At 67.2% G+C, this 22,699-nt stretch carries 15 protein-coding genes and 1 tRNA gene; 10 read left to right on the top strand and 6 right to left on the bottom strand.

Features of this window, described 5'->3' with window-relative positions; translation table 11 throughout:
- Window positions 1-45 precede the first annotated feature (45 nt).
- Entirely contained in the window at window positions 46-2,052 is a 2,007-nt protein-coding gene (locus AC5RUF_RS01450; RefSeq protein ID WP_494129461.1) for an FAD/NAD(P)-binding protein, read from the top strand.
- 124 nt (window positions 2,053-2,176) lie between these two features.
- Here AC5RUF_RS01450 and AC5RUF_RS01445 read toward each other — a convergent pair whose 3' ends face one another.
- On the bottom strand, window positions 2,177-3,670 hold the full coding sequence (locus AC5RUF_RS01445) for an aldehyde dehydrogenase family protein (RefSeq protein ID WP_493996562.1): 1,494 nt from the start codon (window positions 3,668-3,670) through the stop codon (window positions 2,177-2,179).
- A gap of 234 nt (window positions 3,671-3,904) precedes the next feature.
- Here AC5RUF_RS01445 and AC5RUF_RS01440 point away from each other — a divergent pair, with 234 nt between their 5' ends.
- Both AC5RUF_RS01440 and AC5RUF_RS01435 read left to right on the top strand, forming a co-directional pair.
- Window positions 3,905-4,528, top strand: a complete 624-nt coding sequence (locus AC5RUF_RS01440; protein WP_494129460.1) for a hypothetical protein — start codon at window positions 3,905-3,907, stop codon at window positions 4,526-4,528.
- An 84-nt stretch (window positions 4,529-4,612) separates the two neighbouring features.
- On the top strand, window positions 4,613-5,497 hold the full coding sequence (locus AC5RUF_RS01435) for a DUF2382 domain-containing protein (protein WP_494129459.1): 885 nt from the start codon (window positions 4,613-4,615) through the stop codon (window positions 5,495-5,497).
- Window positions 5,498-5,567: 70 nt separating this feature from the next.
- On the opposite strand, the gene AC5RUF_RS01430 is transcribed toward AC5RUF_RS01435, so the two are convergent.
- On the bottom strand, window positions 5,568-6,419 hold the full coding sequence (locus AC5RUF_RS01430; protein WP_494129458.1) for an alpha/beta fold hydrolase: 852 nt from the start codon (window positions 6,417-6,419) through the stop codon (window positions 5,568-5,570).
- Window positions 6,420-6,563: 144 nt separating this feature from the next.
- On the opposite strand from AC5RUF_RS01430, the gene AC5RUF_RS01425 reads away from it, so the two are divergent.
- Window positions 6,564-7,670 carry a carboxylate-amine ligase gene (locus AC5RUF_RS01425; protein ID WP_494129457.1) on the top strand — a complete coding sequence of 369 codons (1,107 nt, stop codon included), beginning with the start codon at window positions 6,564-6,566 and terminating at the stop codon, window positions 7,668-7,670.
- A gap of 109 nt (window positions 7,671-7,779) precedes the next feature.
- Here AC5RUF_RS01425 and AC5RUF_RS01420 read toward each other — a convergent pair whose 3' ends face one another.
- From AC5RUF_RS01420 to AC5RUF_RS01410, 3 genes are all read right to left on the bottom strand, one after another.
- Window positions 7,780-12,273, bottom strand: a complete 4,494-nt coding sequence (locus AC5RUF_RS01420) for an ExeM/NucH family extracellular endonuclease (RefSeq protein ID WP_494129456.1) — start codon at window positions 12,271-12,273, stop codon at window positions 7,780-7,782.
- A gap of 363 nt (window positions 12,274-12,636) precedes the next feature.
- The gene (locus AC5RUF_RS01415; RefSeq protein ID WP_494129455.1) at window positions 12,637-14,532 is read right to left on the bottom strand and encodes a glycoside hydrolase family 2 protein; all 1,896 of its coding nucleotides are present in this window, start codon (window positions 14,530-14,532) and stop codon (window positions 12,637-12,639) included.
- Between the two features lie 114 nt (window positions 14,533-14,646).
- Window positions 14,647-15,645, bottom strand: coding sequence for a LacI family DNA-binding transcriptional regulator (locus AC5RUF_RS01410; protein ID WP_494129454.1), 999 nt, complete (start codon window positions 15,643-15,645; stop codon window positions 14,647-14,649).
- A 169-nt stretch (window positions 15,646-15,814) separates the two neighbouring features.
- Between AC5RUF_RS01410 and AC5RUF_RS01405 the strand changes: the two genes are divergently transcribed.
- From AC5RUF_RS01405 to galK, 5 genes are read left to right on the top strand one after another with little or no spacing between them, the layout of a single operon-like run.
- Entirely contained in the window at window positions 15,815-17,137 is a 1,323-nt protein-coding gene (locus tag AC5RUF_RS01405) for an extracellular solute-binding protein (protein ID WP_494129453.1), read from the top strand.
- Between the two features lie 10 nt (window positions 17,138-17,147).
- A complete protein-coding gene (locus tag AC5RUF_RS01400; protein ID WP_494129452.1) occupies window positions 17,148-18,095 on the top strand; it encodes a carbohydrate ABC transporter permease in 948 nt (315 codons plus the stop codon).
- Window position 18,096: 1 nt separating this feature from the next.
- Window positions 18,097-19,053: a carbohydrate ABC transporter permease gene (locus tag AC5RUF_RS01395; RefSeq protein ID WP_493998615.1), complete on the top strand. Its 957-nt coding sequence runs from the start codon at window positions 18,097-18,099 to the stop codon at window positions 19,051-19,053.
- 21 nt (window positions 19,054-19,074) lie between these two features.
- A complete protein-coding gene (galT, locus tag AC5RUF_RS01390) occupies window positions 19,075-20,199 on the top strand; it encodes a galactose-1-phosphate uridylyltransferase (protein WP_494129589.1) in 1,125 nt (374 codons plus the stop codon).
- The gene (gene galK, locus AC5RUF_RS01385) at window positions 20,196-21,413 is read left to right on the top strand and encodes a galactokinase (RefSeq protein ID WP_494129451.1); all 1,218 of its coding nucleotides are present in this window, start codon (window positions 20,196-20,198) and stop codon (window positions 21,411-21,413) included. The genes galT and galK overlap by 4 nt, the downstream gene beginning before the upstream one ends.
- A gap of 55 nt (window positions 21,414-21,468) precedes the next feature.
- Here the strand turns inward: galK and AC5RUF_RS01380 are convergent.
- Window positions 21,469-21,556 (bottom strand) — tRNA-Ser (locus AC5RUF_RS01380).
- A gap of 62 nt (window positions 21,557-21,618) precedes the next feature.
- Between AC5RUF_RS01380 and AC5RUF_RS01375 the strand changes: the two genes are divergently transcribed.
- On the top strand, window positions 21,619-22,596 hold the full coding sequence (locus AC5RUF_RS01375; RefSeq protein WP_494129450.1) for an NAD(P)H-quinone oxidoreductase: 978 nt from the start codon (window positions 21,619-21,621) through the stop codon (window positions 22,594-22,596).
- Window positions 22,597-22,699: the final 103 nt, after the last annotated feature.

Raw genomic sequence — 22,699 nt, 5'->3', positions numbered from 1 at the left:
CGCGGTTGTGAACCCGGCGCCCGTGCCTGCCGATACCCTAGATGCATGGATCACACGCAGAGTTACCGGGTCGCTGTCATCGGCGCAGGCCCGCGCGGGCTCTCCGTGGTGGACCGCCTGCTGAGCCGCCGCCGGGCCGCCGGGGACGGGACCCCGCTGGCCATTGACCTGATTGATCCGTTCAGTCCGGGACCCGGGCATGTCTGGCGGACCGGGCAGTCCCGCCTGTTCCTGATGAACACCCCGGCCCTGTTTCCCACGGTGGTGCCCGCCGGAGACACCGTGCGGGACCTGCTGCCCTCCCCGGCCGGGCTGTCTTTTAACCAGTGGCGTGAAATGATGTCCGCCGGCACCCACGCCGCCGCCGGGCTTCCGGCCGGTGACCGTGACGAGCTGGCGTCCCTGGGTCCGGCGGATTTCCCCAGCAGGGCACTCTACGGCCGGTACCTGGAATGGACCTACGGGCAGCTGCGGGAAGCCGCCGCCGCAGACGGCGTCGAGCTGACCCACCGCCGCGCCGAGGCCCTGGGCCTGGCCCGGGCCGCAACCGGAGAGCTGCAGGTGGAACTGGAGGGCCGTGAATTCCTGGCCGCTGACGCCGTCGTCCTGGCCGTGGGTCACCTTCCCGCCCTGCTCTCCGCGGAACAGGCCCGTTTGCAGGACGCCGCTGAACGGCACGGCCTTGCCTACCTCCCGCCGGCGGTACCCGCCGATGTGGACTTCACCCGCCTGCCCGCCGGAGAGACCGTACTGGTCCGGGGGCTGGGACTGAACTTCTTCGACGTGATGGCCGCAGTGACGCTGGGCCGCGGCGGACGCTTTGTTCCCACCGGCCAGCCGGCCGGGCGGGCGTTGCGCTACGAGCCCTCGGGCCGTGAACCGCGGCTGGTCGCCGCTTCCCGCCGCGGCACCCCCTACCGGGCCAAGGCCCAGCTGGATTCCTACATTCCCCGCAGCGTGCGGCTGCGCTGGCTCACCCGCGACTCCGCGCTCGCGTTCAAGGCCAAGGGATTGCAGCCCGGTTTTGACCATGACCTGTGGCCGCTGCTGCACCGCGACGCCGTGTGGGCGTACTACTCCACGCTGGCCCGGGCGGCCGGAGCCGAGCTGAAGGGAACACCGGAAGAGTTCCTGGACCGGCTCGAAGCCGCCCTGTTCCTGCCGGGACCGGAGTGGGATGCAGCCAAGGAAGCGGTGCTGGACCAGTACGTGCCCGGGAACCGCCGGACCAACCTTGAAGGGCTGGCCCAGCCGCTGGGCCGCCGCCCGTTCAGGGACGCACAGGACCTCGACGACGCCGTCCTCGCCTACTTGGAGGAGGACGCCGCCGGTTCCGCTGCCGGGGAAGACGATCCGTTGAAGATGGCCATCGGCGCCCTGAACGCCGGGCGCAGCCTGCTGAAATCGGTGGTGGCCGACGGCGGGCTGGCCGAAGCGTCCTGGCTGAGTGAGTTGCGCGGCTGGTTTGAACCCCTGGTCGAGGGGCTGGCCAGCGGCCCGCCGCCGGAGCGGATTGAACAGCTTGCCGCACTGACCCGTGCGGGCCTGGTGCATTTTGTGGGCCCGGACCCGCAGTTCGACGTGGACGAGGCACGCGGCGTGTTTACCGCCTCCTCGCCCTGGGTGGGGACCGAGTACGCCGGGCGCACGCTCATGGAAGCCATGATGCCGCCCAACCGCGTGGACCGCAGTGTCTCTCCGCTGGTGGCCGGCCTGATCCGGGACGGCCTGGCCCGGCCCAAGGTCATGATGTCCGCCGACGGCACCCCCGTGCTGACGCCCGGCCTGGACGTGACCCTGCCGCCGTACCGCACCGTCAGCATCAGCGGTGAACCGGTGGAGAACCTCTACGTGCTGGGGCTGCAGCTGTCCTCGGTGCAGTGGGGCACGGCCATCGCGGCCGAAGCAGGGTCCTCCGCCGCGGAAGGCTCACGCACGCTGCGGGATGCCGACGACATTGCCGCCGCCGTTCTCGCGGCCGCAGCCAACGACTCGCGGGCCGCCGCACCGGTTTCCCCGGCCAGCCGGAACCAACCCGCCCAGCTGGGATAAGCCCGCGGGTTCCAACTGGCCGGCCCGGCTCGTGGCCCGCTTCGGCGACTGACCGTGCCCTATTACGACGGCGGCCCCGCACCAATCGGTGCGGGGCCGCCGTCGTGATTTTGCTGGCTGGTGCTTAGAACGGGTACTCGCGCGGAGCGTGCTGGACGCTGATCGTGTGGTCCGTGGTGAATTCGTCAATGGCCCACTCGCCGTTGAACCGGCCCAGGCCGGAGTTCTTCTCGCCGCCGAAGGCGATGTGCGCCTCGTCCTGGACCGGGAAGTCGTTGACGTGCGTCATGCCGGCCTTGATGCGGCGGGCGAAGCTGACACCCGTCTCAAGGTTGGAGGTGAACACGGCGCTGGAGAGGCCCAGATCGGTGTCGTTGGCCAGGGCCAGTGCGTCCTCGGCGTCCTTGGCCCGCATGATCCCGGCAATCGGTCCGAAGATCTCCTCGCGGGCCAGTTCCATGTCCTTGGTGACGTCGGCGAAGACGGTCGGGGACAGGACCTGACCGTTGAGCTGGCCTTCGAGCACCAGGCGGGCGCCCTCAGACTTCGCGGTCTCGATCTTGGTCTGCAGGCCCTCGAGCTGCTTGGCGTTGATGATCGGTCCCACCACGTTCTTCGGGTCGGTCGGATCGCCTGCGTTCAGCGTCTTCACGTGGGCGGTGAACTTCTCCACGAACTCGTCGTAGACCGCGTCTTCAACGATGATCCGGTTCACTGCCATGCAGATCTGTCCCTGGTGCAGGAACTTGCCCATGGCGGCGGCACGGACTGCCTGGTCCACGTCGGCGTCGGCCAGGACAACAAACGGGCTGTTGCCGCCGAGTTCCAGCGCCGTGTACTTCAAAGTGGCGCCGGTGGCAGCCAGCGCGCCGATGTTCTTGCCCACCGGGGTGGAGCCGGTGAAGGAGATCATGCGCGGGGTCGGGTGCTCAACAAACGCGTCACCGATTTCGGAGCCGGCACCGACGACGGCGTTGAGCACGCCTGCGGGCAGGCCGGCCTCTTCGAAGATCTTGGCGATAATGAGGGCACCGGTGACCGGGGTGTCGCTGGCCGGCTTCAGGACGACGGCGTTACCCAGGGCCAGAGCGGGGGCCACCGAACGCTGGGAGAGGTGGAGCGGGAAGTTCCAGGGGCTGATGACGCCCACGACGCCCAGCGGTGCGCGGTAAACACGCAGCTCCTTGTTGGGTGTATCGGAATCCATGATCTTGCCGGCCACCCGGTGCGGGAAGGTGGCCGCTTCCCGGGTGATGGACGCTGCCGAGGCAACCTCGATGTTGGCCTTGAGCATGGTGCTGCCGGATTCTGCATTGAGCCAGGCAATGATTTCATCGCGGCGCTCGTCGAAGATTTCGGCAGCGCGGGCAATCACGGCGCGGCGCTCATTGGGGGTCCGGGCAGCCCAGTCCTTCTGGGCTTCCTCGGCGGCGGCGTACGCGTCGTCCAGGTCCTCGCGCGAGGCCTGCTGCATGGTCAGCAGTTCCGTGCCGTCGAAGGGGTTGGTGTCGGTAAGGACCTTTTCCGACCGGCCGTCGCGCCACTGGCCGCCGATGAACTGCTTGGCGGGGATCCAGTCGGTCAGTGCCGGAGAGGTTGTTTCGAGCTGCGTTGTCATGATTACTCCTTGATGAATCTTGACGTGTGTTGAAGGTGATAACCGGCCAGGCCGCCGAGGAATTCCCGATCTGTGCGGGTCGCCGGAGTCGAGACAGAAATTTACTAAGCACCCTTTGCTTTCCTGCCGCTTGCGCCTAACGTAGCCATACCAAAGGCAGGTACCGGCACACAAAGGACAGAACTCATGAGTACAGGTGCGAGCGCGGCAGGAGACCGTGCACGAGGAACTGGCATGGGGGCCGGCAAGCGGAGGGTCGGCGCAGATCCCACACCGGACGGACTTCGTTCCGGCGCGGGCGACGTCGGCGATACCAGCCGCCGCGGTGTGGTGGAGCGGGAGAAGGCCACCTTCGGCGGGGTGAAAATCGGATCGGCCTTTTTCGGCTGGCTGACGGCCATCGGCACCACGGTGCTGCTCAGTGCCCTGGCCACCGCACTGGGTGCGGTCCTGGTCGCCAACAACAGCGACGCGGCGTCGGCGGATTCCACCACGGTGAGCGTCACCGGCACCATAGTCCTGCTGGTCATCCTGTTTGTGGCGTACTACTGCGGCGGCTACGTAGCCGGGCGCATGGCCCGCTTCAACGGTATGAAGCAGGGGGTGGCCGTATGGGTCTGGGCCATTGTCATTGCCATAGCGGCGGCACTGCTGGCCGCCATAGCGGGAGACCAGTTCAACATCCTGGTCCAGCTCAACGGCTTCCCGCAGATCCCGGCGATCGGCGGCAACGCCACGGCCTCGGTCATTATTGCGGCAATCATTGCTGCGGCGGTGGCACTGGTAGGTGCCATCCTCGGCGGTTTGGGCGGCATGCGCTTCCATCGCCGCGTGGACAAGGCAGGACTCGGCGACTGACGTAACCGGAGACAGGTCTCGGGGGCTGGGGAGCAGAATCCACAACAGCACCACGCGCTTACCGCGCAGAAACAGGAGACAACCGTGATCACCACCGAACAGATCGACATCATCCTGAAGAACGGCACGGTGGAAGGACCCAACGGAGAAAAGATCGGCTCTGCCGGGGAAGTTTACTTGGATGATGAAACGGGGCAGCCGGCCTGGGTCACCACCAAAACCGGGCTGTTCGGTTCGTCCGAGACGTTCGTTCCCCTCGCCGACGCCACCCTGGAAGGATCCGTGGTCCGGGTCCCCTACTCCAAGAGCATGGTGAAGGATGCTCCGCGGGTGGACGAGGACGGGCACATCAGCGAGCAGGAACAGGACGAGCTGTACAGCTACTACTCCATCGGTACCTCCTCCAGTGGAACCCGGTCGGACACGACTTCCGGGACGTCGGGCACTTCCGGGACGGCCTCGGGCAGGAGCGGAGAGCACGTGGACTCAAGCCGGGGTGCCGATGACCAGCGTTTGAGCGGCTCCTCCGGACAGAACCCGCCGAGGGTGGGGCATGACACCTCCGGGCCCACCACGGACGACGCCATGACCCGGTCCGAGGAGCAACTGCACGTAGGTAAGCAAAGCCGGGAGTCAGGCCGCGCCCGCCTGCGCAAATACATCACCACCGAGAATGTCACCAAGACGGTTCCGGTCAGCCACGAGGAAGCCCGGATTCAGCGTGAGCCGATCACCGACGCCAACCGGGACGCTGCCATGGACGGGCCGGCGATCAGCGAGGAGGAGCATGAAGTGACCCTCCACGCCGAGGAGCCCGTGGTGGATAAGGAGACCGTTCCGGTGGAGCGCGTCCGGCTGGACACGGAAACGGTCACCGACGAGGCGACGGTCAGCGAGGACGTGAGCAAGGAAGAAATCGAAATGGAGGGCGAGGGAGGCACTGGCAAGGAACGGCGCCGCCGCTCCTAAGCGGTCCACGTGCATCCACTGGCAGCGGCAGGCGGAAGGCCTGCCGCTGCCAGTGTGCGGGTGGGTTTTTCTACCGCGGATGCGCGCTGATCCACCGGTCCAAAAGGTGCGCGAATTCGGCGCTGTTGTCCTCCGGGAACCAGTGCCCGGCATCCACTGCCACTATCTCAACCTCGGGGAAGCGGTCCTTGAGCCCGGAAGCGAGCAGGGGAGAGATGAAAGGGTCCTCCAGGGGGACGACCACCTGCACGGGGCCGGCATATGTGCCCATGGGCGGTTTGGACCCCGACAGCATGTTGGCCCGGTACAGCTGCAGCCCACGGACGGCGTTGTCCCCGATGCTCCGGCCGGACCTTTTCTCGTACCGCGGGGTCAGCAGGTACTTCCACGCAGCCTCCGGGAGCGCCGGCAGCTGGAACGCCGCCACATAGGAACTGCGAAGCACCTGGTTCAGGGCCTGCGGCCAAAGCCGAGGTGTTCTCGCCCGGGTGGTCAACCATTTCCCGACATGCCCCAGATCCGGTCCCGAGACACTCGTGTAGCTGAGAATGCGTTCCCGTGCACGCGGATCCTGCACGGCGGCCCAGCCCTGGATGGATCCCCAGTCATGGCCGGCCAGATGAACGCTGCCGGCTCCGGTGGCATCCAGGACGGCATACAGGTCCTCCACCAGCAGATCCAGCCGGTAGGAGCCGGTTTCCTCCGCGTCGACCCGCGACGCGCCGGCGTTGCGGGTGTCATAGGTAATGATGCGGCGGCCGGAGGCGAGGCGTTCCACCACGCCGTCGAAGACGTGATGGTCGTCCGGGTAACCATGCACCAAAAGGAGGGGCGGTGTATCGGGTGTAGCGGGCGGCCCGTACTGGTAGACGGCCAGGTCCGCGCCCCGGCTCCGGACGGTGCTGTGTTCTGCAGTACTCATGGTCCACCTTGTCTCTCAACCGGGGCGCCTGGCAAGCACCCCGGCAGGTGGCCCATGAGCTGATTGCCGCAATTGCTAAGTGCCCTTATGATGATGCTCCGGGCTAAGCAGCAGCCCCTGGACACTTCCACGAAGGGCAGGGCCATGCGGACATTCGGCATTGAGGAGGAATACCTCCTGGTGGATGGGCGGACCGGAGTGCCGGTGCCGGTGGCCCCGCAGATACAGTCAATGCCTGCCGGCAGCCGGCTGAGCATGGAGTTCAAGCAGGAACAGATCGAGGCCGGCACCCAGGTGCACACCAGCCTCAGCAACCTGGCCGCCGACCTGATGGAGTGCCGCGCGCTGGCGGACGGCGCCGCAACGGCTGCCGGGGCGCGTGCGGTGGCCCTTGCCACGTCCCCTCAGCCCGGTTCGCCCACACTCACGGACGACGAGCGTTTCCACCGCATGGCGCAGCGGTTTGCGCAGATTGCCCGGGAGCAACTGACGTGCGGGTGCCACGTCCACGTCGGCGTGGAGTCGGATGAGGAAGGCGTAGGGGTGCTGGACCGGCTCCGGGCCTGGCTTCCCCTGCTGGCTGCGCTCAGTGCCAATTCCCCATTCTGGAACGGGACGGACACAGGCTTCGCGAGCTACCGTTCCCAGGTCTGGAGCCGCTGGCCGATGGCCGGCCCGTATCCGCTGTTCGGCTCCGCGGAGAACTACCACCTGCTGGTGGGAAGCCTGTTGGAAACCCAGGTCCCCATGGACCACGGACAGGTGTACTTTGATGCCCGCCTGAGCCGGCAGCATCCCACCGTGGAGGTCCGGATAGCGGACGTGTGCCTGTATGCGGACGACGCCGTCCTGCTGGCCGCGCTGGTACGGGCCCTGGTGGAGACTGCGGCCCGGGAATGGCGCCGGGGAGAACCGGTGCGGGACGTGCCGGAGAGCCTGCTCCGGCTGGCGGCCTGGCGGGCCGGACGGTTCGGTATGGACGGTGAGCTGGTGGACCCACTGGGCAGCAGCATTGCCGATACCTTCACCGTGGCCAAAACACTGCTGGAATACGTTCGTCCCGTGCTGGAAGAGCAGGGTGAGTCCCCGCTGGTGGAATCGCTGCTCCGGCAGGTGCTGGCCCGCGGCACCGGAGCCCGCCGGCAGCGGGCGGTGATGGCCCGGACCGGCAGCTTGGCGGAGGTGGTGGCGGACAGTGTGCGCATCAGCAACCTCGCAATGGCCCCGCTGCTCTCACGGCACGACGCCTGACCGGCACGCCGTACTGCGACTCCGGAGCAACGGAGCGTATTTTTTGCATAAACAGAAGCGCCGCCCCGGATCCGGGACGGCGCTTCTGTTTTACAACCGGGTCAGGCGGTTACTTCCGCCCGACCAGGCACAGCACGTACTGCGCCAGGTCGTAGGCGTAGCGTGCCCATCCGAGCACGTCCCACCAGTTCTTCGGTGCCGTTGGCGCCTTGCAGACCGGAGCCGGCGCGGCCGCCTTCTCCACCGTGACCGGGAGGGTCACCGTGGTGCCCGACTCGGCGGCCGTCAGGACGAGGCGTCCGGAGCCGGAGGCCGACGCCGGAATGGTTACCGTAACCGTGGCGGCTCCTGCCGTGACCGGTGCGGTGCCCAGGGCGGTGGCCGTTCCGGCGGCATTGACGTAGCTGACCGCCAGCGACGTGTTGGCGGGGCTGCCCAGCGAGGTCAGGTTCAGCTGGGACACCGAGAAGGTTACGGACGAACCGGCCTTGGCCGTGGCGGGCGCTCCCTTGACTGCGACGCCCTGCCGGGCGAAGTCCGGCGAGAGCGGGCTGTTGGCCGTGATGTAGCTGATCCAGGCATCACGGTCCACCAGGCCGGTGTCGCGGGTGTTGGTGCCTTCACGGAAGACGGTGAAGTTGTCTCCGCCCTGTGCCAGGAAGCTGAAGGTACCCACCCGGTAGGCGCGGTTCGGGTCCATGGCGGCACCGTTGATGGTGACGGTCTGGATCCGCGATCCCCGCGGTTGGTCCGGATCGAAGGTGTACGTGATGTTGTCCGACAGGCCCAGGGCCAGGAAGGCCCGGGAGCTGCCCTCGGGCTGCCACTGCTGTTCCAGCATCGTCTTCACCTGGGCACCGGTGAGTGTGGTGGTCCAGAGGTTGTTGACGAAGGGCAGGACGGCGTTGGCTTCGGAGTAGGTGATGACGCCGTCGGGCCCGTAGTAGAGCTCGGCACGCAGGCCGCCCGGGTTGGTGACGCCGATTTCGGCGCCGCCGCGTTCGGGTGCGGAGAGCGTGGACAGCAGCGAATCCGCCACCAGCCCGCCGAGGGTGGACTCGGAGCTGCGGTCATCGCGGGCGGTGCCCACGAAGGCCGTGGTGATGTCGGCCGTGACCGAGCCAACCGGCTGGTTGCCCACCTCGGCGGAGTAGGCCAGGGCGGCGTCGACAATCCGCTTGACCTCCGCAACGGCGGGGTACGTAGCCACCAGATCTGCGGGTGCAGTCGTGGTGCGTGCCACGTTGCCGGCCGAGTAGGAGGTCACCTCGTCGTTCTCGGCGTTGTATTCGAGCTTGATCTGGCCGATGAACTCACCATAGGAACCGGTCTGCACCACGGGGCGGGTTTTGCCGTCCGTGCCGGGAACGGGTGCGTCCCAGGCGTACTGCTTGTGGGTGTGTCCGGTGTAGATGGCATCCACCAGGGGGGTGGTGCCGTTGACGATTTCAGCGAAGGCGCCGCCGTCGGCAAGCTCCTGCTCCAAAGTGGCACCGTCCGGGGTGCCGCTGCCGGCGCCCTCGTGGTACTCGGCAACAATTACGTCGGCGAGGTCCTGTTCCACCAGCTGTTCGGCCACGCGGTTCACGGCTTCCACCGGATCCCCGAAGTCCAGGTTGCTGATGCCGCCGGGGCTGACCAGGCTCGCCGTTTCCTGGGTGATGGCGCCGATAACGGCCACCTTGACCCCGTTGACGTCGAGGATCTCGTACTCCTGCAGTGCCGGAGTGGTGGTGCCCTTGGTGTAGACGTTGGCGCCAAGGTAGGGGAACTGCGCAGCGGGGGCCACGCGCCCGGTCAGGTCGGCGAAGCCGCCGTCGAACTCGTGGTTGCCCACTGCCGAGGCCCGCAGGCCGAGGGCGTTGAGGACGTCGATCGTCGGCTGGTCCTGCTGCACCGAGGAGGCGAACAGGGAAGCGCCGATGTTGTCACCGGCGGAGAGGAAGAGCGAGCTGCCTTCCGGTGCGCCGGCCTTCAGCTCCTCCACGGTTCCCGCGAACGGGACGGTATTGGCGTCAATCCGACCGTGGAAGTCATTGATGTTGAGCAGGTTCAGCGTGGCAGTGGCCGTTCCCTCGGGCGTGAGGTCCATGCCCACGAGGATCGGGTCGTGGTCCGAGGCCCGGTAGGGATCCGGAGCGTAGAAATCGGTGGCGTTGTAGTTGTAGCGGCTGTATTCCAGGGCTACGGATTCCACCGAGTTGATGTTCCAGATGTCGGTGTCGGTGACTGCCTCGTTGGCTGCGGGGGAAGCCAGGATGTGGTCCAGGCTGCCGACCGTTCCGCCGAATGCGTAGGAGTGCTTGCCGGTGGCCGCACCGAGGTCTACGTAGCCGGCGTCGGCCAGGACCTTGATCGGGTCTTCGGCGTGGTAGGCGTTGAAGTCGCCCAGCAGGAACACCTTGTCGGTGCCTGCGGCATCGGATGCGGTTCCGGCGAAGTCCACCAGCGCCTGGGCCTGCCGTACGCGGTCGGCGTTCCAGCCTCCCTGTCCGTTGTCGGCGTTCTCGCCGGAGGCCGGTGCCGAGCCCTTCGATTTGAAGTGGTTGGTCACGGCCAGGATTTCCGTACCGTCTTCGCCGCCGGCGGGCCGGAAGGCCTGGGCCAGCGGTTCGCGGGCGTTGGAGAAGACCGTTTCGTCGTCCAGGATGGTGGATTCGCCTACGGGTTCAGCCGACGCGGTGCGGTAGATGAAGGCCGTGCGGATGACGTCTTCGTCCGCCGGCAGGTCGGCGGGGGAGCGGACGTAGTCCCAGGTGCCGGGTGCCTGCGCATTGAGGGCGGCCACCAGTCGGGACAGCGCGTCGTCGCGGTCCTTGCCGAACTTGGCGGAGTTCTCAACCTCCATCAGGGAGACCACATCGGCGCCCAGGGCGTTGATCGCAGCGACGATCTTGGCCTGCTGGCGTTCCAGGTTGGCCGCGTTGGCGGCGCCGCGGACGTCGCAGCCTCCGTTGACCGTCACGGGTGCGCCGCTGCGGTCCTTGTAGAAGGTGCAGCCGGGCACGGTGTCGCCGGTGGTGGTGAAGTAGTTCAGCACGTTGAAGGACGCGAGCTTGAGGTTGCCGCCCACGCTTTCCGGTGCCGGGGTGCGGGTGTTCACAAATGACGCGGGCTGGACCGTGCCGGCATTGGCGGGCGTCAGCTCGGTCAGGGGCTGGAACTTCCAGGCGCTGTTGCGGAAGTCCAGGATCACGCCGGTGGTGAAGGTGGCGGCCGCGCCTACCCGGACCGGGTTTTCCGGGGTCAGGTAGGGCAGGGGCTTGCCCTGGTTGGCGGCGCTGAGGAAGTTGGTGCTGGCACCGTCGTCGAGCTTCACGGCGCGGGCCGCGTTGTCCGCGACGACGGCGGCGTGCTCGGGGGTGCCGACGGCGGCAACCGCGGTGGGCTGCACGAGTGCGGAGGTACCTGCGGCCAGGCCGATCTCGGCGTACTGGTTCAGGGAGAAGTTGTCGGTGACCGTGAAGTCGCCCTGCGGAGCCAGCAGCATGCCCTCGAGGGCTTCGCGCTGCTCTTCAGCGGCGGGCCAGGCCACCGCGGCGGGCTTCACCTCGGGGGCGGCCTCGCTGAGCTTGGTCATGGCCCCGGCGGCAACGGTGAGCTGGGTGAGGTTGTTGTACTCGCCCACGGTGCCGGTGACTTCTACGTAGTCACCTGCAGCGACCTGGCCCACAGTGGCGGCTGAAAAGACAAAGATGCCGTCGGAAGCGGTATGAGTAACCGGATCCAGGGCACCGCCGGTGCCGGGGGTCTGGATGTAGTAGCCGTTGAAGCCGCCGGTGGGGTAGACGCCGGTGACCTTGCCGCGGGTGGTGACGATCTGGCCGATCAGCGGGCTGGCCGCACCGGTGCCCTGGATCTCCGCAATCGACACGGCTCCGGCGGGAACGCCGGGAGTGGGTGTCGGGGTCGGCGTGGGGGTCGGCGTCGGGGTGGGTTCGGCGGGAACCGTGCCGGCGCTGGAGGTGGGGGTCACCGAGGCGCTGAGCGTGAAGTCGGCGGCGTTGTTGTCCGTGTCGGCGAAACCGCTGCGGTTCAGAGATTTGGGATCGGAGTTGCCGGCCGGTGCGGTCGCGGCCGCGGTTTCGAAGGTGTTGGACGTGCCGTAGCCGAGCAGGTCCACTACGCCGGCTGCGCCGGTGACGGAGCCGGTGGGCAGGGGATCGATCCGGGTGCCCTGGTTGGAGAGGACCAGGGTGCCGCCGCCTCCGGCGAAGCTGGCACCGATGGTGGCGTCCGCGCCGGGCAGGGGAGCGCCGGTGGTGCCGTTGCTGGCGCCGGAAACCAGGTAGTACCCGCCGGGGGCGATGCTGCCGGACAGGGTGCTGATCCCGGTCGGGGCGGCAGTGCCGGTGGCCGAGCGGTACTGCAGGGACCAGCCGTCCAGGCTGACGGTTTCGCCCGTGGGGTTGTACAGCTCCACGAACTTGGTGTTGAAGGGGGCGTTGGCGCTGCCGCCGGACAGGTACGCCTCGTTGATGATGATGCCGGGAGCGGCGGTGCCGCCCTCCTCGGCGTAGGCCGGGAACGCGGTCAGCGGCGCGGCGAGCAGGCCGGCCGAGAGCGTGGTTCCCAGCACAGCCTTCCGGATTGAAGGTCTCATGCCTCATACTCCTTGGTCGGCCGTGCGGGCCGACGGGTCATGGCCGCACCCAACGGGGCGGCAAGGGGTGCGCAAGTGATGACGAACGGTGGTACCAGGTAACGGATGCGGTGTTACGGCAATGACGCTAAACGCTGCAGGTTACGGTCGGATGACGGGAGGATGACGTGCTGCGCTGCATGCCGTCCAAATCCATCCAGGTTCTGCCAAACCCCCCGGAAAAGCAGAAAGTGATCGCCAGCACAGTGTACGGTGTGCCGCCCCCACTTTCTTCCACGACGCTGCCCGGCCAAACGGAAGGGCGCTGCCGGCCCTTTGGAAGCCGGCAGCGCCCTTTCAATGCGCGGTGCAACGCTGCGGGACTCAGTCCTCGCGCTGCTCGTAGGCAGCCGTCCGCTGCTGGATGCGGCGGAGGCGTTCGACGTCGAACTTCTGCCCGCGCTTGAAGTCGTAGAGACCGTTCTTTTCCTGGAACACGTCCGTCAGCTGGGTGTAGCAGTACCCGAACATGTTGGGGTCATCGAGCAGGACATTGGTGAGGCCTTCGAAGCGGGTGTAGAACTCCTCCTCGGAGCGCACCCGGTCGCCGTAGCCCCAGGAATCGGCCTGGTCGTTGCCCACCGCGGCCTGCTCGGCCTGCTCCGCTTCTGCGGCTTCCTGCTCGTTCCACCAGATGCCGCCGTACTCGGAGACGAAATAGGGCTGTCCGGCGTAGGGCAGGGAGTACTCGGTGCGGCCGTGCGGCAGTCCGATTTCCCCCAGCGTTTCGGGCCGGTTCAGGTACGGCGTGCCGTCGGCCAGGCCCTGCTGTTCCGTGCGGAAGGCCTCGGGATCCTGTTCATAGGAGTGGGAATCGTAGACGTCCGTTTCCAGCACGCGGTGCGAGTAGCCGGAGGCGTCGATCACCGGGCGGGACGGGTCGGCCAGCTTGGTGGCCAGGAACATGGCCCGGGTGACGTCGTCGAGCACGGTGATCCGGTCATGCAGCACCTGGTGGGTTTCATTGAGCGGGCACCAGCCCACAATCGAGGGGTGGTTGATGTCCCGCTGCACCGCTTCCAGCCACTGGGAAACGAAGGAGGCATCCGGCTTCTGGTTGGCGCCCATGGGGCCCTGGCCGGAAACTCCCCAGTCGCCGAATTCGCCCCAGACCAGGTAGCCGCGCATATCCGCATGGAACAGGAAGCGCTCCTCGAACACCTTCTGGTGCAGCCGGGCCCCGTTGAAGCCGGCGGCCAGGGACAGCTCAATGTCATCGATAAGTGCCTGGTCCGACGGCGCAGTCATCAGGGACTCGGGCCAGTAGCCCTGGTCCAGCACCAGCCGCTGGAACACCCGGCGGCCGTTGAGCCGGAACGAGTTGCCGTCAATGCCCACCGACCGCAGGGCCGTGTAGCTGCGGATGCGGTCCACTTCCGTTCCACCGGTGAGGAGCACAACCTCGAGGCCGTACAGCTGGGGATCGCCGACGTCCCAGATCCGCACCTTTTCGCCCGGGACGCTGAGCACAAGCGTGGGCGCCAGGTCATAGGCAGTGCTCACGGAGGCCTCCGCCACGGTGGTCCCGTCCGGATCGGTCAGCGTTACCTGCAGGGTCCCGCCGGGCAGGTTGCCGGTCAGCGGTGCGGTGACGCTGAAGCTGCGGGCGGCGAGGTTGGGGGTGACCTGGATGCGGGTAACGGCGGTGGCGGGCACGCCTTCGAGCCAGACGGTCTGCCAGATGCCGGTCGTCCGGGTGTACTGGCAGTGCGTGTTGGCGTACCAAGTGGCCTGCTTTCCCCGCGCCTGCACTTCGTTGTGCAAATCCCGCGCCCGGACGGTGATTTCGACGTCGTCCCCCGGGCCCGCGATGCCGGACAGGTCGGCGTCGAAGGGAGTGAAGCCGCCGCGGTGGCGGGCTACTTCGGTGCCGTTGGCCCACACCGTGGCGTCGTAGTCCACGGCGCCGAAGTGCAGGACCGGGCGCAGGCCCGTCCAGTCCGCCGGGACGGTGACGGTGCGCCGGTACCAGACGGCGTCCAGGAAATCGGTGTCGGCGATGCCGGAGAGCTCGGACTCGGGTGCGAAGGGAACGGTGATGGAACCTGCCAGCGGACGCTCCAGCAGTCCCCGGTCCAGACCGGAGTCGCTGCGGTCGATCTCGAAATCCCACGTCCCGTTGAGGTTGAGCCAGTGGTCGCGGACAAACTGGGGACGCGGGTGCTCGGGGCGGGGCATGTCCGTGGCGGTCACGGGGGGATCAAACGCGGGGAGGGTCATCAGCGGTCCTTCAGGCGATGGGCAAAAATTGTGCTCCCAGTCAACCGCAGGCGCCGCAGAATTGCAACGTTAGAATTTCGAAGGGTTTCAGGGTGCCCGGGAAGGCCGGTACGGCTAGGCTGCGGACACCGGCGCCGAGGACGCCCGTTCCACAATGCGGTGGGCGATCACCACTTCGCCGTCCAGTTCGCCCAGCACCGAAGAGATGGCGGCGTCGGCAAGGGCCGCCAGATCCGGCGCCACGGAGGTGAGTGCAGGGGAGGTGTAACGGACCTCGTCGATGTTGTCCCAACCGACCAGGGCCAGGTCCTGGGGCACCCGGCGGCCCAGGTCCCGGGCGGCGGCCAGGGCTCCGACGGCGAGCAGGTCATTGGCGCAGACAATGGCGTCCACGTCCGGTGAGGCCAGGATCTGCTGTGCCAGGTCGTATCCGTCCTGGCGGAACCAGGACCGGGTGGTGCCGACCAGGGCTGCGTCGAAGGGCAGCCCGGCAAAACGCAGCGCCGCCCGGTAGCCCTCGAACCGCTGGCTTCCGGTGGACACGCCGCCGGAGCCGTCCGCACCCAGGAAGGCGATCCGGCGTCGTCCGCCCTCCACCAGATGCCGCACCAGATCAACGCTGGAGGCGGCATTGTCGATGGCGACGTGCGGGACGTCCGCGTTGATGATGCGTTCCCCCAGCAGCACCATGGGCGTGGGATCGGTGCGCTTGGCAATGGCCTCCGCCGTTACCGCCGAGGGCGAGAAAATCAGTCCGTCAAACAGCCGGCCGTGCCAGCCGTGCAGGTAATGCTGCTCCAGGTCCACCGTTCCGCCGGAAATCTCGATGGAGACGGTGTATCCCCGCCGCTTGGCGGCGGTTTCCAGGGTTTGGGCCAGCACCCCGAAGTACGGGTTATGCAGGTCCGGGACCACCAGGGCGAAGGTGCGGGTGGACCCCTGGCGCAGCTGGCGGCCGATCAGGTTGGGTGTGTAGCCGAGTTCTTCAACCGCCTGCAGGACCCGTGCCCGCGTCTCGGGATGGACCACCGGACGGTTGTTCATCACGTTGGAAACGGTCTTCCATGACACACCGGCGCGCTCGGCGACCTCCTTGACTCCCACTCGTTTCACGCGCCGGCCCCCTCCTGATACCTGTTCGGGCTGCTGCCGAACACCTGCTTTTATCCCAGAGTAGACGGTTGGCGATTGCTAACGTTAGAATCCTCGCCATGTGGTTCACCTCACCAATCACACTGACCTCAATGATGAGTTCACGTCCAGAGTCCGGAAATGGAGCAGGATGAGCACCAATTACAGAACTCCTAACCGCAGGCAGTTCCTGCGGGGGGCGCTGGCTGCGGCCGTCACGGCAGGCGCAGCCGGCACGCTGGCAGGATGCGGCAGTGCGGCTGCTTCCGGCGGGGCGCCCGTCACGGTCTGGGATCCGTTCCAGGGCGCGGACGGCGCCAATATGCGTGGCATCATCAGCGACGTGGAAGCCCGGACCGGGCTGAGCATCGAACCCACCACCCTGTCCTGGGGGCCGCCGTACTACACGAAACTGGCCATGAGTTCCGCGTCGCAGCAGCCGCCGGACACCGCCATCATGCACATTTCCCGGATGCCGGGCTACGCTCCGGGCGGCCTGCTGGAGCCGTGGGACACCGCGCTGCTGGCCGAGGTCGGGATTCACGAAAAGGATTTCGCTCCCGCGGTATGGGAGTCCTGCCATTACGACGGCGAGCTGTACTCCCTGCCGTTGGACACCCACCCCTTCATCACCTTCTTCAACCAGGACCTCGCCGAAAAAGCCGGCGTACTCGCCTCCGACGGCACCCTTCCGATCTCCTCGCCCGAAGAGCTGCACGAGGTGGGCACCAAGCTGGCCGAAGTCACCGGCGGCTATGGCATCAGCTTCGGCTACGTGATGGACACCGCCCAGGCCTGGCGGCTGTTCTGGGGCCTGTACCGGCAGACCGGCGGGGACTTCCAACTCGAACCCGGCCAGGCCGCGGGTATGGACGAGGACCGGGCCGCAGGAGTCATCGGGTCCATTGCCTCCTGGATGGACGGCAAATGCCTGACCGACAACCTGGACTACGAGAGCGGGCTGGCCGCCTACAACGGCGGACGCGTGGGGATGATCCTGTCCGGCGTATGGGAGGTGGCAGGCCTGCAGAAGTCGGTGCCGCAGACCGGAGGCATGCCGATGCCCACCATGTTCGGCACCCCTGCCGTTTACGCCGACTCACACAGCTACGTGCTCCCGCAGCAGCGTTCCATGACTGATGAACGACGCCGGGCCATCTACGAGTTCGTGGGTTCGGTCATCCGCGACGGCGGTCCGCAGTGGGGCACGGCGGGGCATATCCCCGCCTACCTGCCGGCCCAGCAGACGGCCGAGTACCAGGAGCTGCGTCCGCAGGCGGATTACGCCGCCGCAGGTGAACACGTGGTCTTCGACCCGGCGGTGTGGTTTGCCGGGGCGGGCACCGATTTCCAGAACCAGATGTCGCAGGCCCTCTCCAGCGCCTTCCGGGGCCAGACCAAGCCGATGGACGCCGTCGGCGGAATGCTCACCGCGATGGACCGCTTCCTCGCCGCCCCGAACCCGACCGCCTGAGGAGCCAGCCATGACCACCACCACCAACACTCCTGCCAACTCCCCGGGCGTTCCGGCCGTCGCCGGCACCCGACTGGACGCCCGCGCTCCGCGCCTGCGCCCGGCGTCGCGCACCGGCTACTGGTTCCTCGCCCCCTACCTCTTCTTCTTCGGGCTCTTCCTGATCTGGCCGATTATTTACGGTCTGTGGATGAGCCTGACCAACCGGTCCCTGGTCACCGAGGGCGCCGAGACCGTCGGGCTCTCGAACTACGCCGAGGCCCTCACCGACCCGCAGATGTGGTCCTCGCTGGGCAACACCCTGTTCTTCACCGTGATCTCCTCCGTGCCGCTGGTAGTGGTCTCCTTCGTGATGGCCTACCTCGTGTACACGGGGCTGAAGGGCCAGTGGCTGTGGCGGCTGACCTTCTTCGCCCCGTTCCTGCTCCCGGTTTCCGTGGTGACCGCCATCTGGGCGTTCCTCTTCACCAACGACTTCGGCCTGGTCAACGGTTTGCTGGACCGGATGGGCTTGAGCCAGGTGGGCTGGCTGAGCGACGAGCACGTGGCAATGTGGTCCATTGCCCTGGTGACACTGTGGTGGACCGTCGGGTTCAACTTCCTGCTGTACCTATCGGCCCTGCAGAACATCCCGGACCACCTTTATGAAGCCGCCCAGCTGGACGGTGCCGGGTCCTGGCGCCGGCTGTTCTCGATCACCCTGCCGATGATGAAGAGCACCACGGGCCTGATCATCCTGCTGCAGGCCCTGGCCTCGCTGAAGGTCTTCGACCAGATCTTCCTGCTGACCCAGGGCGGACCGAGCGGCGCCACCCGCTCGATCCTGCAGTACATCTACGATTCCGGATTCATCGGGTACCGGCTCGGTTACGCCTCCGCTACCTCCTACATCTTCTTTGCGCTCATCGTTATGGTCTCCCTGGCCCAGATGTGGTTCGCGAAGCGGAAGGACTCCTGACATGGCTACTGCAACTGCTCCGGCGCCCGCCTCCGAAACCCGTCCGGCGGACGAACCCGCCCTCTCCCGCCGGGCCCGTGCCCGGGCGCAGAAAAAGCGGGAAGCCGAACACCTGCGCAGCCTGACCCTGGGCCCCGGCCGCAAGGGACGGGTGGCGGCATACGCGGTGGTGGCGGTGCTCGCGCTCCTGTGGGCCGTGCCCCTGCTGTGGGCCGTGCTGTCCTCTTTCAAGGCGGAGGCGGATGTTTCCGCCGCGCCACTGAAGTTCTGGCCGGACAGCGGCTGGACGGCGGAGGCCTACCGCAGCGTGCTGGCGGCCGGCGACATCCCGCTTTGGATCTGGAACTCGGTGCTGGTTTCCACCATCGTCACCGTGGTGACCGTAACCATTTCCGCTATGGCGGCCTACGCGTTCTCCCGGCAGAAGTTCCGCGGCCGCAAGTGGCTCTTCGGCCTCACCGTTGCTGCGATCATGGTGCCGCCGCAGATCCTGATCGTGCCGCTGTTTGACCAGATGATCGCCCTGCGCCTGTCCGACACGCTGCTGGGCGTGGCCCTGCCGCAGGTGGTGATGCCGCTGATGGTCATTGTCATGAAGAACTTCTTCGACCAGATTCCCGTGGAGCTGGAGGAAGCGGCCCGCCTGGACGGCGCCGGCGATTTCCGGGTGTTCTTCGCAGTGGTCTTGCCGCTGTCCCGCTCCATCATCACGGCCGTTTCGATCTTCGTGTTCATCAGCGCCTGGAACAACTTCCTGTGGCCGTTCATCGTGACCAATTCCCCGGACATCATGACCATTCCCGTGGGACTGGGTACCGTGAAGAATGCCTACGGGGTGCAGTACGCCTCCGAGATGGCCAGTGCAATGATCGGTGCGCTGCCGCTGCTGATTGTCTTTATGCTCTTCCAGCGCCATATCATCAGGGGCTTCGCCACATCCGGTATGGGAGGCCAGTAAGTGTCCAGCAAGTCCCCAACGGTGCAGGGAACTGCGCCGCTGCCCATCGTGCACCGCCGGCACCAGCTCGCCGACGGCCGCGAGTCGCTGTTCTTCACCGACCGCGGCGGCCAGCCGGTGGAGGCCGTCTCCGACGCACGCCCGCTGGACCCCCGCTCCGGCAACGGCGAGGTGCGCTTTGACCGGCTGACCGGGGAATGGGTTGCCGTGGCCGCACACCGGCAGGCCCGGACCTACCTGCCGCCGGCCGACCAGTGCCCGCTGTGCCCCACCACCCCGGAACGCATGTCCGAAATCCCCGCTGCGGATTTCGACGTCGTGGTCTTCGAAAACCGGTTCCCTTCGCTGGGCCCGGCGCTGGGCACCCTGCCCGTGCAGGGGGAAGCGGAGGAACGGGAGCTCTGGGGCCGGCCTGCCCCCGCCTACGGCCGCTGCGAAGTGGTGGTCTTCACGCCCGAGCACACCGGATCCTTCGCCTCGCTGACCACCACCCGCGCCCGCACCGTGGTGGAAGCCTGGGCCCAGCGCACCGAGGAGCTCTCCGCGCTGCCCGGCATCCGGCATGTGTTCCCCTTCGAGAACCGCGGCCAGGACATCGGCGTTACGCTGCACCATCCGCACGGGCAGATCTATGCCTATCCCTACGCTGCACCGCACGCCGCCCGGCTGGCCGAACGCTCCCGCCGGCATCTGGCTGAACACGGCCGCCCCCTGATGGGTGAGCTGCTGCGTGACGAGTCCGAGGCGGGGGACCGGATGGTGTTTGCCGGCGAGCACTTCTCCGCCTTCGTGCCTTACGCTGCCCGTTGGCCGCTGGAAATCCACCTGGTGCCGCACAGGCAGGTTCCGGACCTGGCCACGCTGACCGGGGAGGAGCGGGACGAGCTGGCCGAGGTCTACCTGGACCTGCTCCGGCGGGTGGACGGGCTGTATGAAACACCCACCCCGTACATTTCCGCCTGGCATCAGACCCCGGTGAGCCGCGAGGACCGGGAGGCGGGCTGGCTGCACCTGCAGCTGACCAGTCCGCGACGGGCCGAGGACAAATTGAAGTTCCTTGCCGGCTCGGAAGCGGCCATGGGGGCGTTTATCAACGACACGACGGCGGAACAGACCGCCGCGCGGCTTCGGGAGGTCCGGGTATGAGCACCACCACCGACACCCTGCAGGACCGCGCCTCTGCGCTGGCACGCCGGTTCGAGGAGGTTTTCGGGGAGCAGGCCGACGGCGTCTGGCGGGCTCCGGGGCGGGTCAACCTGATCGGGGAGCACACGGACTACAACAACGGTTTTGTCCTGCCCTTCGCGATCGACCGCAGCGCCCTGGTCGCGGTGCGGCTGCGCCGGCCGGGCCGGGATCCGGAGAATGAGGCCGACGCCGTCCGGCTGGCCTCCACGTATGCGCAGAAGGGTAGGGGACTCTCCCGTGCGGAGTTCTCCACGGGCGGACTGGCGCCGGGGGCCACCGGCGGATGGGAGTCCTATCCGGCCGGGGTGGTGTACGCCCTGGCACAGCGGGCTGGAGTGTCCGTTCCGGGTTTTGACCTGCTGCTGGATTCCACCGTGCCGGTCGGCGCCGGGCTGTCCTCCTCGCATGCCGTGGAGGTGGCGGTGATCGTGGCCCTCAATGACCTGCTGGGACTCGGCCTGGACCGGCCGGAAATGGCCCGGCTGACCCAGTACGCGGAAAACGAATACGTGGGCGCACCCACCGGCATCATGGACCAGTCCGCCTCGCTTATGGGCGAGGAGGGCGGAGCGCTGTTCCTGGATTGCCGCAGCCTGGACGCCGAGATCGTGCCGCTGCCGTTGGTGGAGCACTCCCTGGCGGTGCTGGTGATGGATACTCGGGTGGCGCACAGCCATTCCGACGGCGGCTACAGCGCCCGGCGCGAGGCCTGCGAACGCGGTGCCGCCGCCCTGGGGGCTGCCTCGCTGCGGGATGTGCCAACCGGTGCAGACCTGTCCGGGCTGGAGGATGAGGTGAGGCGCCGGGTGCGGCACGTGCTGGGGGAGAACCAGCGGGTGCTCGACACTGTGGCGAAGCTCCGTGCCGGTGCGGTGGATGGCATCGGCGGGCTGCTGACCGCCTCCCACCTTTCCCTGCGGGATGACTTTGAGGTGTCCTGCCCCGAACTGGACCTGGCCGTGGATGCCGCGCTTGCCGCCGGCGCCCTCGGTGCACGGATGACCGGCGGCGGATTCGGCGGATCCGCCATTGCGCTGGTCCGGCAGGATGACGAAGAGACGGTCCGCGCGGCCGTCTTGGCGGCCTTCGCGGAAAAGGGCTTCAAGGAGCCGGCCCTGTTTACGGTCCTGCCGGCCGACGGCGCCGGGCGGGTTGCCGCAGAAGAGTCCTGAGCACTCACATAACAAAAGCGGCCCCAGCACGGGAGCCGCTTTTGTTATGTCTGCGCGGAAGGTAAGGGATTCGAACCCTTGGTACGGGGTTACCGCACACTGGTTTTCAAGACCAGCTCCATCGGCCGCTCGGACAACCTTCCTCACTATGTAGTCTGGCAGAAGGGATGAAATCACCAAAATTCCCTAAACCTGGAAGGACAGCATGAAAGCCATCGTTATTGGAACACCCGGCGGACCGGAAGCACTGGAACTGCAGGATGTTCCTGCACCTGAGGCCGGACCGGGAGAGGTGCTGATCGACGTCATCGCCGCCGGCCTGAACCGGGCCGACGTGATGCAGCGCCAGGGCCACTATCCGGTGCCCGCCGGCGCGCCGGAATATCCCGGCCTGGAAGTCTCCGGGCGCATTGCCGCCCTGGGTGAAGGTGTGGACGGTCCCGCCGTCGGCACCGAAGTGGTTGCCCTGCTGTCCGGCGGGGGCTATGCCGAGCAGGTAGCCGTTCCGGCCGGGCAGGTGCTGCCTCTCCCGGACGGCTTCGACGCCGTCACCGCCGCCTCGCTCCCCGAAACGGCAGCCACGGTCTTCTCCAACCTCTTTATGGCCGCAGCGGTCCAGGAGGGGGAGTACGTCCTGATCCATGGTGCCACGGGCGGCATCGGCACCATGGCCATCCAGATGGTCGCCGCCTTCGGTGCCGTGCCGGTGGTGACCGCCGGTTCCGCGGAAAAGCTGGAACTGGCCCGGTCCCTCGGCGCGAAGGTGCTCATCAACTACAAGGAACAGGATTTCGTCGAAGCAGTGCGCGAAGCCACCGGCGGTCACGGTGCCGACGTGATCCTGGACGTGGTGGGCGCCAAGTACCTGCAGAAGAACCTGGACGCGCTCGCCGTCGCCGGCCGCCTGGTCATCATCGGACTGCAGGGCGGAACCAAGGCCGAGCTGAACCTGAACCAGCTCATGACCAAGCGCGCCGCGGTCATCGGCACCACCCTGCGCGGCCGCCCGGTGGAGGAAAAGAGCGCCATCATGCAGGCCGTGGGCGAGTACGTCTGGCCGCTGCTGGTCTCCGGCCAGATTCGCCCGTTGGTGGACCGGACCTTCCCGCTGGCCGAGGCTGCCGCCGCCCACGAGTACTTCGATTCCGGGCAGCACACGGGCAAGATCCTGCTCACCATGTAGCGGACTGCGCAGCACCTGCACGGAACAATAACGGCGGCCGCACTGAGGTGTGGCCGCCGTTACATATAGCTGTGACGCGCAACTCACCCGCTGGTAATCTCTA

It is taken from the genome of Arthrobacter sp. Y3224198, from assembly GCF_059090025.1.
This window is presented reverse-complemented; position numbering and strand designations above follow the sequence as displayed.